Below are 14,983 nucleotides of genomic sequence, written 5' to 3'. Positions count from 1 at the left end.
TCCGTTATCAAATTAAGAGTATAAACAAATTATGAATTTGTTTGTGAATAAAGGTGGTACCGCGATGTCCCTCGTCCTTTTTGGATGAGGGACATTTTTTATTTTAAGGAGGGAAAATAATGTCAAACACGGAAAAGAATTTACCAACTAAATATGATCATATGTCCGTTGAAGAAGGCCTTTATCAATGGTGGCTTGAAGGCAAATATTTTGAAGCAACAGGAGACGAGAAGAAACAACCGTATACAATTGTAATTCCACCTCCGAACGTAACTGGTAAGTTACACTTAGGTCATGCTTGGGATACAACTCTTCAAGATATTTTAACTCGTACGAAGCGTATGCAAGGATACGATGTACTATGGCTTCCAGGAATGGACCATGCTGGTATCGCAACACAAGCGAAAGTAGAAGGAAAACTTCGTGAAGAAGGTATTTCACGTTACGATCTTGGCCGTGAAAAATTCCTTGAAAAAGCTTGGGAGTGGAAAGAAGAGTACGCTTCTCACATTCGTCAACAATGGGGGAAAGTTGGTTTAGGACTAGACTATTCTCGTGAACGCTTCACATTAGACAAAGGTTTATCAGATGCGGTTAATAAAGTATTCGTTCAATTATACGAAAAAGGCTTAATTTACCGTGGTGAATATATCATCAACTGGGATCCAGCAACACGCACAGCTCTTTCTGATATTGAAGTAATTCATAAAGAAGTTCAAGGTGCATTCTACCATATGAACTATCCGTTAACAGATGGTTCTGGCCACATTCGTCTTGCGACAACTCGTCCAGAAACGATGCTTGGTGATACAGCAGTAGCAGTTCATCCAGAAGACGATCGTTACAAACATTTAATCGGAAAAACAGTTACACTTCCAATTGTAGGCCGTGAGATTCCGATTATTGCTGATGAGTACGTAGAAAAAGACTTCGGAACAGGTGTTGTAAAAATTACACCAGCTCATGACCCGAATGATTTTGAAGTAGGTAACCGTCATGACTTACCACGCATCTTAGTAATGAATGAAGATGGATCGATGAACGAAAAAGCTGGTAAGTATAACGGTATGGATCGTTTCGAATGCCGTAAAGCATTAGTGAAAGACTTACAAGAGGCTGGCGTATTAGTAGAAATCGAGCCTCATATGCATTCAGTAGGTCATAGTGAGCGTAGCGGTGCAGTAGTTGAGCCTTACTTATCAACACAATGGTTCGTAAAAATGGCTCCACTTGCAGAAAAAGCAGTAGCACTTCAACAAAAAGAAGAAGAAAAAGTAACGTTCGTACCAGAGCGTTTTGAAAACACATACTTACGCTGGATGGAAAACATTCATGACTGGTGTATTTCTCGTCAATTATGGTGGGGACACCGTATTCCAGCTTGGTATCATAAAGAAACTGGTGAGGTATACGTAGGTACAGAAGCACCAGCAGATATTGAAAACTGGAATCAAGATAATGACGTACTGGATACATGGTTCAGTTCAGCGCTATGGCCGTTCTCAACACTTGGTTGGCCGGATGAAGATTCAGCAGACTTTAAGCGCTACTATTCAACAGATGCATTAGTAACTGGTTATGACATCATCTTCTTCTGGGTATCTCGTATGATTTTCCAAGGTTTAGAGTTTACAGGCGAGCGTCCATTTAAAGATGTATTAATTCACGGTTTAGTTCGTGATGAGCAAGGTCGTAAGATGAGTAAATCTCTTGGTAACGGTATTGACCCAATGGATGTTATCGAGAAGTACGGTGCAGATGCAATGCGCTATTTCTTATCAACAGGAAGTGCACCAGGTCAAGATTTACGCTTCAGCATGGAGAAAGTAGAATCTACTTGGAACTTCATTAATAAAATTTGGAATGCATCACGCTTCGTATTAATGAACATGGATGATATGAAGTATGAAGAAATCGATTTAACTGGTGAAAAATCAGTTGCAGATAAGTGGATCTTAACTCGCTTAAACGAAACAATCGAAAGTGTAACACGTAACATGGATAAATATGAGTTCGGTGAAGCTGGACGTTCATTATACAACTTCATTTGGGACGATTTCTGTGACTGGTACATTGAAATGGCGAAGCTTCCACTATACGGTGAAGATGAAGCAGCTAAGAAAACAACTCGTTCTATTTTAGCTTACGTATTAGACCAAACAATGCGTCTATTACATCCATTCATGCCATTCGTAACAGAAAAGATTTGGCAACATTTACCACATGAAGGCGAATCTATTACAGTAGCTGCGTGGCCAACAGTTCGCGAGGATTTACAAGATACGGAAGCTGCGGCAGAAATGCACCTTCTAGTTGATATCATTCGCTCTGTTCGTAACATCCGTGCAGAAGTAAATACGCCAATGAGCAAAAAAGTTCAAATGCAAATTAAAGCAAAAGATGAGGCTGTACTTGCTCAACTTACGAAAAACAGCTCTTACATTGAGCGTTTCTGTAATCCAAGCGAATTAACAATTCAAACGGATTTACAAGCGCCAGAAAAAGCAATGACTGCAATCGTATCAGGTGCAGAGTTATTCTTACCATTAGCTGATCTTATCAATCTTGATGAAGAGAGAGCTCGTCTTGAGAAAGAACTTGAGAAGTTCGATAAAGAAGTAGAACGTGTACAGAAGAAACTTTCTAACCAAGGTTTCGTAGCGAAAGCTCCTGCGGCAGTTATTGAAGGAGAGCGTGCGAAAGAGCAAGATTACCTAGAAAAACGCGAAGCAGTTCGTCAACGTCTAGTAGATCTTGAAAAGTAAAAATGTTTTTAGAGACTCACTATATTGGTGAGTCTCTTTTCTTTGCGTATAATAGAACTATGAAAGTTGTCTTTTGAAAGGGGAAAAGCATACGTGATACATACATACGAAGAAGCGATAGGGTGGATTCATAGCCGATTGAAATTTGGAATTAAGCCAGGATTAGAAAGAATGAGATGGATGCTAGAAGAACTCGGAAATCCAGAGCGTCATATAAAATGTGTTCATCTTGCTGGTACAAATGGAAAAGGTTCAACGTTAACATATATGCGCTACATGTTAGAAGGCGCGAAATATAAGGTAGGAACGTTCACCTCTCCTTATATCGAAACATTTAATGAACGCATTAGTGTGAATGGGACACCAATTGCAGATGAAGAGATTACTGAACTTGTAAAGATGGTAAAACAAGTCGTGGAAAAACTAGATGAGACGGATTTAGGGGAAGCGACGGAGTTTGAAATTATTACTGTTATGGCAATTTGTTATTTCGGTAAAGTCAATTTCTGTGATGTTGTTTTATTTGAAACAGGGCTTGGTGGACGTTTTGATTCTACTAATGTTATACACCCTGTTCTCACGATTATTACGAATATCGGTCACGATCATATGCATATTTTAGGGAATACACTAGGAGAAATTGCATATGAAAAGGCGGGGATTATTAAATCTGGTGTGCCGGTAATTACTGGTGTGCAGGACGAAGAAGCTTTGGAAGTCATTCAAAATGTTGCAAAGGAAAACCATGCAAACCTATACGAACTTGACAAGCATTTTACAGCGTTACATAAGCAGTCTAAAGAAGATGGGGAAGAGTTTGATTTTACTTGTCCTTTTGCCGCATTTGAAGATTTGCAAATCTCAATGAAAGGCATTCATCAAGTAGGAAATGCAGCGCTAGCACTTATGGCAGTCATGTATGTAAAAACATATCTATCATTTTTAATTGAGGAAGAGGAAATAAGAACGGGATTACGGGAAGCGTATTGGATTGGGCGCTTTGAAAAGCTGCAAAGTAACCCGGATATTATTATAGATGGTGCCCATAATCCAGAAGGTATTGAAAGCCTTGTGAAAACAGTAGAAGCGCATTACAAAGATAAAAATGTAATAGTTTTATTTACTGCCCTTGGTGATAAACAATTGCATAACATGGTAGGCCAATTAGAAACCATTGCAGATGAAATTATTTTTACAACATTCGCCTTTGATCGTGCTATCTCTGCTGATAAACTTGCATCATATTCACAAAAAGAATCAAAATTAGTTTTTGAAAATTGGAAAGAGGCAATTGATACAAAAGTTGAAATGATAGGAGAAAATGATGTTTTCATCATAACAGGTTCTCTTTATTTCATTTCTGAAGTTCGAAAATATATTCGCGAGAAAAACTAGATAGTCTTTGCTATCTAGTTTTTTGTTCTACAAATGAAGTCAAAAGCATACATATAAGATAAATATATAGGGTTATTTGGCGAATTTCTCTGACAAATATCTCGTTTTTTTGTGAAAGGAATATGATATGATGCGGACAACGATAAGAGGTGAGGTGTGAGTGTATGGACAAGCAATCACGAACGATCTCAGTGAAAGTGAATGGAACAGAAGCGAAGTATGAGGAAAAGAAGAAAGATGAATTTGAATGGATGGTAGTAGAAGGTGAACGACCGAGAAATGTTGTTCCGTTTCAAAAAGCGAAATCGATGTCTGTGGAAAAATACCGAAAGAAGTGGAGTAATACATTAATTGCAATCGTTGCAACCGCAATTATTATCGGTACGGCGTTTGGAATGGGGATGCTTCATTTACTCACCGGACAAGGAACGACAGGAGGAAGTGAAGTAACAGCTTCCAAGCCGACTGGGAATGGAGAATCAAAGGTGGGTGGAACGGCAGGACAAACATCAGAACCAAAAGAAGAAAAACAAAAAGCACAGGCAGGAGCGTCATTGGATCCGATGAAATTATTTTTTGTTCAAGGGGGGCTTTATTCTTCTGAAGAAAAGGGACGAGCAGCTCTTGAAGAATGGAAAGGCAATGGGGGCATTGGAGCTTTGAGACCGAGCGGGGATAAGTATGCAATAGTTGTTGGTATTGCTAGCGATGAACAGGCTATAAATCAATTAATGACTCAGTATAAAAATGATGGTGTCTCCGTTTTAAAAAAGAACTGGGATATAGCAGATAAAGCGTTGCTGAAAGATGATAAAGAAGTAGGAACATTTTTAACAAAAGTGCAGCCATTATACACTCATTTAGCAAAATATGCTTCTAGTGTACAAGTTGGTGGAAAAAGCAGCGCAAAAGATATAGAAGCGATTGAAAAAGAATGGAAAGCGATTGAAAAAGAGGGGAAAAGTATGAAGCAAGAAGAAGCAAAGAAACTGTATATGTATACGTCGGTAGCTGTACAAACAGTAAAAGATGGGAAAATGGATAAGGAATCTTTGGTGAAATTAAATCAAGTTATTATTGATGGCCTACTTTCGTATGAAAAAATTGTTTCGTAGAAAGTGAAATGATAGGATAATAAAATGAGTAAGAAAGAAGTACATGTACTTCTTTCTTTTCTTTTGAATTTAGAGCAAAGTGCTTTCTCTATGACAGGAATATAATCGTATGCAATAAAGAATTGTTATTTTAGTTAGAGAAATTAATATTTCTTTCATTTGTGGACAAACTATTCCTTTGATACGATTGATATAAATTGTTCTGCTTCATGTGAGAAAGGAAGGAGAAAATATGAAAAAAATAATTTTAGCTTCAGGATCACCTCGGAGGAAGGAATTGCTTGAGTTAGCTAGCATACCATTTGAAATCGTTGTAAGTGAAGTAGAGGAAACAATTGGTGCATATTCATCGCCTTCTGATATTGTAATGTCGCTTGCCTTGCAAAAAGCATCAGCGGTGGCAGAAAATAATAGTGATCACATTGTGTTAGGTGCAGATACAATTGTTACATATGAGTCGCGTATTCTTGGTAAGCCTTCTAATGAGGATGAGGCGAAAGAGATGTTACAATTACTATCAGGGAAAACACATGAAGTGTATACAGGTGTTGCGATTATATCAAAAGAAAAAACGGTTACTTTTTATGAGCGTACAGAAGTTACGTTTTGGGAGCTAACAGAAGAGGAAATTGATACATACGTCACGTCGAAAGAACCTCTTGATAAAGCCGGTAGTTATGGGATTCAAGGTAAAGGATCTATTTTCGTTCAAAATATTCAAGGGGACTACTATAGTGTAGTTGGCTTACCAATTGCACGTCTCGTTAGGGAATTAAAACAATTTGATATTGATGTAACCCATGCGTAAAATTGCATGGGGTTTTCTTTGAGAGAACAAATAAAGGAGTGGAGAGATGAACGGTATTCGTGATGTTGTAAGAGAAGAACAGCCACGGGAGCGTTTATTGTTAGAAGGTGCCGGAAGTTTATCAAATCGAGAGCTTCTCGCAGTATTACTCAGAACAGGTTCTAAAGAAGAAACAGTGTTAAAGTTATCAGATAAAATTTTACACCAATTTGATGGCTTACGTATGTTGAAAGATGCAACATTAGAAGAGCTAATTAGTATACATGGTATTGGGATTTCAAAGGCATCGCAACTTATGGCAGCCTTTGAACTAGGCAGAAGAATGGTGCGTTTAGAATATCAAAATAGATATAGTATTCGAAGTCCAGAAGATTGTGCGAAATACATGATGGAAGAAATGCGTTTTTTACAACAAGAGCATTTTGTTTGTTTATATTTAAATACAAAAAATCAAGTTCTACATAGGCAAACGATTTTTATTGGAAGTTTAAACACGTCAATTGTACACCCCAGGGAAGTTTTTAAAGAAGCCTTCCGTCGTGCAGCAGCCTCTATTATATGTCTTCATAACCATCCCTCAGGAGATCCCACGCCGAGCCGTGAAGATATTGAAGTAACAAAACGTTTAGTAGAATGCGGCCAGATTATCGGAATTGAAGTGCTAGATCATATTATAATAGGTGACCATAAATTCGTGAGTTTAAAGGAAAAAGGTCATATTTAAGACTATGCTTTTTACTTATTTTGTTTTATAATGTGATTTATGAGTTTTTTGTAGAAATTTATCTACAAAAAGGATAAAGATATAAAAAACGTACTGTTTTTATAATATAAAGTAAGAAAAAATGAGTCCGTGAAAACAAGAAAGGAAGATAAATAATATGTTTGGATTTGGTGGATTTACTCGCGATCTTGGAATAGACTTAGGAACTGCGAACACGCTTGTATATGTAAAAGGAAAAGGTGTAGTTTTACGTGAACCTTCAGTAGTTGCGTTACAAACTGATACGAAACAAATCGTTGCTGTAGGTAGCGACGCAAAACAAATGATTGGTCGTACACCAGGGAACGTTGTGGCACTTCGCCCGATGAAAGACGGTGTAATTGCTGATTATGAAACAACTGCAACAATGATGAAATATTACATTCAACAAGCTCAAAAATCAAACGGTTTCTTCTCACGTAAGCCGTATGTAATGGTATGTGTACCATCTGGTATTACAGCTGTAGAAAGACGTGCAGTAATCGATGCGACTCGTCAAGCGGGTGCTCGTGATGCTTATCCTATCGAAGAGCCATTTGCAGCAGCAATTGGTGCAAACTTACCTGTTTGGGAACCAACTGGTAGTATGGTAGTTGATATCGGTGGTGGTACAACAGAAGTTGCAATTATTTCTTTAGGAGGTATTGTAACAAGTCAGTCAGTTCGTGTTGCTGGTGATGATATGGACGATTCAATCATTCAGTACATTAAGAAAAGCTATAACTTAATGATCGGTGAAAGAACAGCTGAAGCATTAAAATTAGAAATCGGTTCTGCAGGCGAGCCAGAAGGTATCGAGCCTATGGAAATTCGCGGTCGTGATTTAGTAAGTGGTTTACCAAAAACAGTACTAATTCAGCCAGAAGAAATTGCAGATGCATTAAAAGATACAGTAGATGCGATTGTAGAATCAGTTAAAAATACACTAGAAAAAACTCCACCTGAATTAGCAGCTGATATTATGGACCGCGGTATTGTATTAACAGGTGGCGGGGCATTACTACGTAATTTAGATAAAGTAATTAGTGAAGAAACAAAAATGCCAGTTCTTGTTGCAGAAGACCCATTAGATTGCGTAGCAATTGGAACAGGTAAAGCATTAGACAATATCGATCTTTTCAAAACTGCTGCTCGATAATATTGCAAAATAAAAATCAGTGAAATTAAGAGGGTGTGAACGTGCCACAGTTTTTCTTAAACAAAAGATTAATTGTTTTGTTAGTTAGTATTATTCTTCTCGTGGCATTGATTGGAATCTCATTGAAAGAACGGAACAGTTTAACATGGCCAGAGCAGTTTGTTAAAGACACTGTCGGTGTTGTAGAACGTGTATTCCAAAAGCCAGCGAAATACGTAGCTGGATTCTTCGAAAATGTAGAGGATGTAAAGCGCACGTATGAAGAGAATAAAGAATTAAAAGCAAAATTAGATAATTATGCAGGTCTATCAGGGAAAGTAAAACAATTAGAAGATGATAACAAGAAGTTACAAGAGTTAACTGGAAAAAAGGAGTTGCTGAGCGATTATACTGAGATTCCAGCTACTGTTGTTTCTCGTAGTTCAGATAAATGGTACGATTTAATTGGAATTGATAAAGGGGCACAGCAAGGAATTAAAAAAGATATGGCTGTTATGACTTCACAAGGTTTAGTTGGACGTGTGAAAAGTGTATCTCAGTTTACATCATCAGTAGAGTTATTAAGCTCTATGAGCCGAACAAATCGTGTATCTGCTATTGTACAAGGGCAAGAAAATATCTTTGGTTTAATTGAAGGTTACGACAAAGAAAAACACTTACTTCTTTTCACAAAGATTGGTTCTGATGCAAAAGTAGAAAAAGATCAAATGGTTGTAACATCTGGACTAGGTGATATTTTCCCGAAAGGTCTTGTAATTGGGAAAATCGTTGATGTACAACCAGATGCATACGGCTTAACAAAAACAGCTTATGTAAAACCTGCCGCTGATTTAAATGACGTAGAGCATATTATGGTTGCTAAACGTAAAAAGCCTTCAGCGCCATTAGAATAGGAGGGAGAGAAGAGATGATGAAGATTTTAAAAAGAGCAGCTCTTCCTCTTTTGCTCCTTTTTGTGTTTCTATTTGAAAATATGTTTGCTACCATTGTTCCAACAAATGTGTTTTGGAAAGAGAGTATAGCAGCACCGCATTTCTTTATAATCGTCTTATGTTTTATTACAGTGTATTATAGTCCGGTCCAAGGGATTTATTACGGACTATTATTTGGTTTCTTATTTGATACCGTATACACAGAACTTGTCGGTATATATATTTTTGCTTATCCGATTTTAGCTTATTTAGTTTATAGTGTGATGAAAGTACTGCAATTGAATTTATTTATTGTTGTTTCCATCATATTAGCTAGCGTTGTAGCACTAGAGTATTATGTGTATGGATTTTTAACTTTGTTGGGACGTACTCATATGCCAGCGTATGTCTTTTTCACAGATCGTCTCCTTGCTACTTTATTGTTAAATGCTATTTTCTTGTTGATAGTTTGTTTCCCACTGAGACGATATATATTGCGTCTTTCAAAAGCGATGGAAGAAAAAGAAAAAAGGATTTTCTAATTTTATGTCGAATTGAATCGGTGGGGTGAACTTTAGTGGAAGAAAAAAAGCAACAAAATGTAACGATAAAAGGGACAAAAGATGGGATAACGCTTCATTTAGATGATTGTTGTTCATTCTCTGAATTGTTGATAGAATTAGACGAAAAACTTTCTACACATTACTACGATGGTGATGGACGCTCTTTAATTGAAGTGCATGTGAAAGTAGGAAATCGTTATTTAACAGAAGTCCAACAAGAAGAGATTCGTACGTTAATTCGTAATAAAAAGAATCTTGTTGTGGATTCAATTAAAAGTGATGTTATCACTAAAGCAGAAGCAATAGCTTGGAAAGAAGAAACAGAAATTGTCCCTATTTCCAAAATTGTTCGCTCTGGACAAGTTTTACATGTAAAAGGAAATTTGTTGTTAATTGGAGATGTTAATCCAGGCGGAACGGTTATCGCTGGGGGGAATATTTTTGTTGTAGGATCATTAAGAGGAATTGCACATGCTGGGTATTATGGGGATTCGGATGCTGTAATCGCTGCATCTGTTATGAACCCGATGCAACTTCGAATTAGTGATGTGGCAATGCGGGCTCCGGAAGAGAAAGAAGACGGAGCGGAGGCGGCAGAATGTGCGTATATTAATGAGAACAATCACATTGTTGTCGATCGCCTGCAACTTCTCACTCATCTTAGACCTAATTTAACAAAGTTAGAAAGGGGAATTGTATAGCTGTGGGAGAGGCAATAGTAATTACATCTGGAAAAGGCGGAGTAGGTAAAACTACAACGTCTGCGAACATTGGTACGGCCCTAGCGTTATCTGGAAAGAAAGTGTGCTTAATTGACACAGATATCGGTCTTCGAAATTTAGACGTAGTAATGGGGCTGGAAAATCGTATTGTATTTGATCTTGTTGATGTCGTTGAAGGGCGTTGCCGTTTACCTCAGGCTCTTATTAAAGATAAACGTTTTGATGATCTTTATTTATTACCTGCAGCACAAACGAGTGATAAATCAGCGGTAACACCTGAACAAATGGATGAATTAATACAAGTATTACGTCAAGATTATGATTACATATTAATTGATTGTCCTGCGGGGATTGAGCAGGGATTTAAAAATGCGGTAGCTGGTGCGGATAAAGCAATCGTTGTTACGACGCCAGAAGTATCCTCAATGCGCGATGCGGATCGTATTATTGGGCTTTTAGAAAAAGAGGATATTGAACCACCAAAACTTGTTATTAACCGTGTACGTAGTCATATGCTTCATGAACAGGATATGTTAGATGTTGATGAAATTGTACGTACATTGTCAATCGAGCTTCTTGGTGTTGTCGAAGATGACGATGAAGTTATTCGAGCTACAAATACAGGTGAACCTGTGGCGTTGCAACCAAGCGGAAAAGCAGCGTTGGCTTATCGTAATATCGCAAGACGCTTGTTGGGTGAGAATGTACCATTACAAGCATTTGAACAAGAAAAGGTATCGGTATTTGCAAAGGTAAAAAACTTCTTTGGAATCCGTTAAAAGCACTTCGCACATATGCGAAGTGCTTTCTTTTTTCTTCACACGAATATCTTTCTTTCTTAGCTCATACACATGTACAAACTGTATACAACTGTTTCTATTGAAATTAGCTTACGGAAAGAAAGGAGACAGTATGAAGAATAGACGCGTAGAAGAAATTAAAAAGCGGATTGCGAAAAGGAAGGCCGAGCAAGAAAGGATGGAGGAAGAGCAGTATTTTACCGGAGGGAATTTTGGTAGCGAAACAGTATTTATTGAAGAAGGAGAAAAGGAAATTCACCCTTTATTTCGAAAGGAAGTCTTTTTCTTCAAAGTTTTATTATCAGCAATATTAGTTCTTTCGGTTGCTATTTTATATAAGAATGCCCCGTCTTCGTTCGATGGTGCTAAAGCTGTTACAGAAAAAGTGATGAAAGAGGAATTTCAGTTTGCTACTGTAGCGAAATGGTATGAAAAGCAATTTGGAAAACCGCTTGTATTTTATTCACCGAATGAGAAAAAAGAAGGAAGTATTCAGCAAAAAAATTATGCAATTCCTGCTTCTGGAAAAGTAATGCAAGGGTTTCAAAAAAATGGCCAAGGTGTATTTGTCCAAACAGCTACAAATGCAACAGTTGAGTCAGTGAATGAAGGATTAGTTGTTTTTGCGGGTAAGAAAGAGGAACTTGGAAATACAGTTCAAATTCAACATGCAGATGGTACGGAGTCATGGTATGCAAATTTAAACGATATGTCAGTGAAATTATATGATTACGTTTCAAAGAAACAAAAAATTGGAACGGTGAGTAATGATACAAATGATAAAAATGGAAAGTTTTATTTCGCGATAAAAAAGAATGAAAAATTTATTGATCCGATCCAGGTGATATCATTTGATTAAATATAGGGACGTTTTAACGAAAATTTCCGTGCATCCATTATTTTGGGTTATCATTGTCATTGGTATTTTTACTGCACGTTTTAAAGAATTAATACTGTTATTTTGTATTGTTCTTATTCATGAACTTGGGCATGCTCTTGCAGCAGCGCACTATAATTGGCGTATAAAAAAAATTCAGCTTTTGCCGTTTGGTGGCGTGGCTGAGCTTGAGGAACATGGTAATAAGTCGTTGAAAGAGGAACTTGTTGTCGTAATTGCAGGACCGATTCAACATGTTTGGATGATGCTAGTAGGTTATATATTATTTGAAGCCGGTTGGCTGAACGCGGATTTATATTATTTCTTTATGTGGAATAATATAATTATTTTAGCGTTTAATTTACTCCCTATTTGGCCGTTAGATGGCGGGAAAGTATTGTTTAATATACTATCATATCGTTTTCCTTATTTACAAGCACATGAAAAGATGATGAAATTGTCATGTGTTTTTTTTGGTGTAATATTAGGATGGCAGTTACTCTGGAATAGCAATAATATTATGATGTGGGTACTACTCATGTTTTTGGCAGTGTCGTTATATCAAGAGTGGAAACAAAGACGGTATGCCTTTATGCGTTTTTTATTAGAACGTTATTATGGGAACAAAAGAGGAATTGAAAAGATTGCACCTATTGAAGTGCAATCAGAAGATCATTTATATAAGATATTCACAAAATTTCGTAGAGGATATAAGCACTCTATTATCGTCCATGGAAAATATAAAGAACATTACACATTAGATGAAAATGAACTGCTCTATGCATATTTTACTGAAAAACGAACAACTTCATCAGTTGAAGAATTAATCGGTTAGTGTTGACGATAGCACTAACCTTTTATTATTGTAAAAGCAAAGAAGATTATAAAGTGAGGAAATAATTTTGAAAACGTTATATGTGAATTACGCTGGATCGGAAAAGCGCGTTGCAATTGAAGAGAAGAAAAAAATTGTTGAGTTTTTATGGAAACGTAATGAAGAGCAAGAGATTGTTGGGCATATTTATGCCGGACGTATCGTAAGAACAATCGCTGGAATGAACGCAGCATTTGTAAACATCGGTTTAGAAAAACATGCGTATCTTTCATACGATGATGTACCATCTTGTTATCGTATACATGAAGGGCAAGCGATTCTCGTACAAGTTGTAAAAGAGGCAATTGATACGAAAGGGCCTAAATTGACAGCGAATATAGAATTTACCGGGAAATATGTCGTTTATATGCCGTTTGATGAGATGCGCGCTGTTTCTCGGAAAATAAAAAATAATAAAAAAAGACAACAGTTACTCCAAATTGAGGTAGAAGGAACAGGGGGTTACATTTTCCGCTCTGCTTCTGAAAAAGGAGCGATTGAAGAAATACAAGCTGAAATGCAAATGTTACAGCAGTTATATGAAGAGCTAAAAAGAAAAGAGGGCCAAGGAAAGGCGCCGTTATTACTTCATCGACCGGCCACCTTTTTAGATCGTGTATTCCAAGAGAATCCGATTGAAACAATTGAAAAAGTAGTTGTAGATACAAGAAGTATAGTAAAAGAATTAGAGGAAAAGATTGGAAAAGAAAAAGTATCTTTTTATAATGAAAAATCTTCAATGTTTAACCATTTTGGAATAGAGCGTGAAATCGAGAAAGCACTTCAAAAAATTGTATGGCTCCCGAATGGTGCTTATTTAATTGTGGAACAAATGGAGACGATGACTGTAATTGATGTGAATACGGGCAAGTTTACTGGAAAACAGAATTTACAAGATACAGTCCTTCGTACAAATGAAGTGGCAGCTGAAGAGATTGCACGTCAATTAAGACTGCGTGATATCGGTGGTATGATATTAATTGATTTTATTAATATGAAAAGAAGAGAAGATAAAGAAATGGTAAGAGAATGTCTCATGGCTGCTATGCAAAATGATCGCACATATACAAGAGTGCTTGGGTTTACAGAGTTAGGGATTTTAGAGATGACACGTAAACGTAAGAAACATTCTTTACGCGACGTATTACTAGAAGAATGTGTACCGTGCAAAGCGACGGGGTATATGATGTCATATGAGACAATTGCGTATGAGTTAGAGAGAGAGCTAATTACATATGGCAATATAGAGGATGAGGCAGTATTAATCGCTGCACCTAAAGACTTGCAAAAACAATTTTTGCAAAAAGAATTACAAAAAAATATTCCATTTGAAATTTATTTCAAAGATGATATGATCGAAAAGTATGCAATTGTCCGTTTTGGAAGTAAAACAGAAATTGTAGAGCGGAAAAAATAGTTAGCAGAACATTTATTGACAACCGTCTATGATTCATGATAACATCTTTATGTTATAGTTTATAGCACCTAAACGGCTATATGCTACAACCGCACAAGACAGGTTCCCTAAAGGCATATATGTCTACCTCGTTTTTGGCGAGTCTTAGTAATTAAGAGGAGGTGCAAGTATGTACGCAATTATCGAAACAGGTGGAAAACAAATTAAAGTTGAAGCTGGTCAAGCAATCTACATTGAAAAATTAGATGTTGAAGCTGGTGAAACTGTTACTTTTGACAAAGTTCTTTTCGTTGGTGGCGAAAACGTTAAAGTTGGTAGCCCAGTTGTAGAAGGTGCAACAGTTACTGCGAAAGTTGAAAAACAAGGTCGCGCTAAGAAAATTATCGTTTTCAAATACAAAGCGAAAAAGAACAATCGTAAGAAACAAGGTCATCGTCAACCTTACACTAAGCTAGTTGTTGAAGCTATCAACGCTTAATCCAGGTTAACATGATTAAAATTACGATAAGTCGCACGAAATTAGGAAGTATCCAATCATTTAAAATGACTGGACATGCCGATTATGCGCCACATGGACAAGACCTTGTCTGTGCTGGAACTACAGCGGTTGTGTTTGGTTCTATAAATGCAGTGGAAGAACTTTGTAATGTGCAGGCAACTATTGAACTCGGAAGTGATGGCGGATTCTTAACGTATGAATTGCCTAATGATTTAGACGTTCATACAGTAGAAAAAGCACAGATACTTTTGGAAGGATTGGTTGTTTCGCTTAAGACGATCGAACTTGATTACGGAAAGTATATCCGTTTAATAGAAAAAGTGCAGGAGGTGTAAC

At 37.0% G+C, this 14,983-nt stretch carries 15 protein-coding genes and 2 other annotated features (1 of these 17 only partly in view); all 15 genes read left to right on the top strand.

The window, feature by feature from the left end; translation table 11 throughout:
• Positions 1-82: a binding site (T-box leader), on the top strand; it begins 150 nt to the left of the window's first position.
• 37 nt (positions 83-119) lie between these two features.
• The 15 genes from DN403_RS13120 to DN403_RS13050 all read left to right on the top strand — a co-directional run bounded on the left by DN403_RS13120 (position 120) and on the right by DN403_RS13050 (position 14,982).
• Complete coding sequence (locus DN403_RS13120; RefSeq protein WP_000072243.1) at positions 120-2,765, top strand: valine--tRNA ligase; 2,646 nt, start codon at positions 120-122, stop codon at positions 2,763-2,765.
• Between the two features lie 93 nt (positions 2,766-2,858).
• A complete protein-coding gene (locus tag DN403_RS13115; protein ID WP_000582079.1) occupies positions 2,859-4,160 on the top strand; it encodes a bifunctional folylpolyglutamate synthase/dihydrofolate synthase in 1,302 nt (433 codons plus the stop codon).
• A 164-nt stretch (positions 4,161-4,324) separates the two neighbouring features.
• Positions 4,325-5,275 (top strand): hypothetical protein, encoded by a 951-nt coding sequence (locus DN403_RS13110; protein ID WP_017763621.1) that lies wholly within the window; start codon positions 4,325-4,327, stop codon positions 5,273-5,275.
• Positions 5,276-5,507: 232 nt separating this feature from the next.
• Positions 5,508-6,083, top strand: coding sequence for a Maf family protein (locus tag DN403_RS13105; protein ID WP_000720491.1), 576 nt, complete (start codon positions 5,508-5,510; stop codon positions 6,081-6,083).
• Positions 6,084-6,129: 46 nt separating this feature from the next.
• On the top strand, positions 6,130-6,807 hold the full coding sequence (radC, locus tag DN403_RS13100; protein WP_001013396.1) for a RadC family protein: 678 nt from the start codon (positions 6,130-6,132) through the stop codon (positions 6,805-6,807).
• 157 nt (positions 6,808-6,964) lie between these two features.
• Entirely contained in the window at positions 6,965-7,984 is a 1,020-nt protein-coding gene (gene mreB / locus DN403_RS13095) for a cell shape-determining protein MreB (protein WP_000466736.1), read from the top strand.
• Between the two features lie 41 nt (positions 7,985-8,025).
• Positions 8,026-8,877 carry a rod shape-determining protein MreC gene (gene mreC, locus DN403_RS13090; RefSeq protein ID WP_001135484.1) on the top strand — a complete coding sequence of 284 codons (852 nt, stop codon included), beginning with the start codon at positions 8,026-8,028 and terminating at the stop codon, positions 8,875-8,877.
• A 14-nt stretch (positions 8,878-8,891) separates the two neighbouring features.
• Positions 8,892-9,437 (top strand): rod shape-determining protein MreD, encoded by a 546-nt coding sequence (gene mreD, locus DN403_RS13085; protein WP_000975762.1) that lies wholly within the window; start codon positions 8,892-8,894, stop codon positions 9,435-9,437.
• A gap of 35 nt (positions 9,438-9,472) precedes the next feature.
• Positions 9,473-10,159: a septum site-determining protein MinC gene (minC, locus tag DN403_RS13080; RefSeq protein ID WP_000391514.1), complete on the top strand. Its 687-nt coding sequence runs from the start codon at positions 9,473-9,475 to the stop codon at positions 10,157-10,159.
• 2 nt (positions 10,160-10,161) lie between these two features.
• Positions 10,162-10,959, top strand: a complete 798-nt coding sequence (gene minD / locus DN403_RS13075; RefSeq protein WP_000503309.1) for a septum site-determining protein MinD — start codon at positions 10,162-10,164, stop codon at positions 10,957-10,959.
• Between the two features lie 133 nt (positions 10,960-11,092).
• Positions 11,093-11,839, top strand: coding sequence for a stage IV sporulation protein SpoIVFA (gene spoIVFA / locus DN403_RS13070; RefSeq protein ID WP_000797477.1), 747 nt, complete (start codon positions 11,093-11,095; stop codon positions 11,837-11,839).
• Entirely contained in the window at positions 11,832-12,692 is an 861-nt protein-coding gene (gene spoIVFB / locus DN403_RS13065) for a stage IV sporulation intramembrane metalloprotease SpoIVFB (protein WP_000599046.1), read from the top strand. The genes spoIVFA and spoIVFB overlap by 8 nt, the downstream gene beginning before the upstream one ends.
• Positions 12,693-12,759: 67 nt before the next feature.
• A complete protein-coding gene (locus DN403_RS13060) occupies positions 12,760-14,148 on the top strand; it encodes an Rne/Rng family ribonuclease (RefSeq protein WP_000855474.1) in 1,389 nt (462 codons plus the stop codon).
• Positions 14,149-14,225: 77 nt separating this feature from the next.
• Positions 14,226-14,303, top strand: a sequence feature (ribosomal protein L21 leader region).
• 14 nt (positions 14,304-14,317) lie between these two features.
• Entirely contained in the window at positions 14,318-14,626 is a 309-nt protein-coding gene (gene rplU, locus DN403_RS13055; RefSeq protein ID WP_000270907.1) for a 50S ribosomal protein L21, read from the top strand.
• 11 nt (positions 14,627-14,637) lie between these two features.
• Positions 14,638-14,982, top strand: a complete 345-nt coding sequence (locus tag DN403_RS13050; RefSeq protein ID WP_002082112.1) for a ribosomal-processing cysteine protease Prp — start codon at positions 14,638-14,640, stop codon at positions 14,980-14,982.
• Position 14,983 lies beyond the last annotated feature (1 nt).

Origin of the sequence: Bacillus sp. AY2-1, from assembly GCF_008368965.1 — a bacterium.
In the GTDB taxonomy this organism is placed as follows: Bacteria; Bacillota; Bacilli; order Bacillales; family Bacillaceae_G; genus Bacillus_A; species Bacillus_A thuringiensis_S.
The sequence above is the reverse complement of the archived record's forward strand: the minus strand, read 5'-3'. Positions and strand labels throughout refer to the sequence as shown.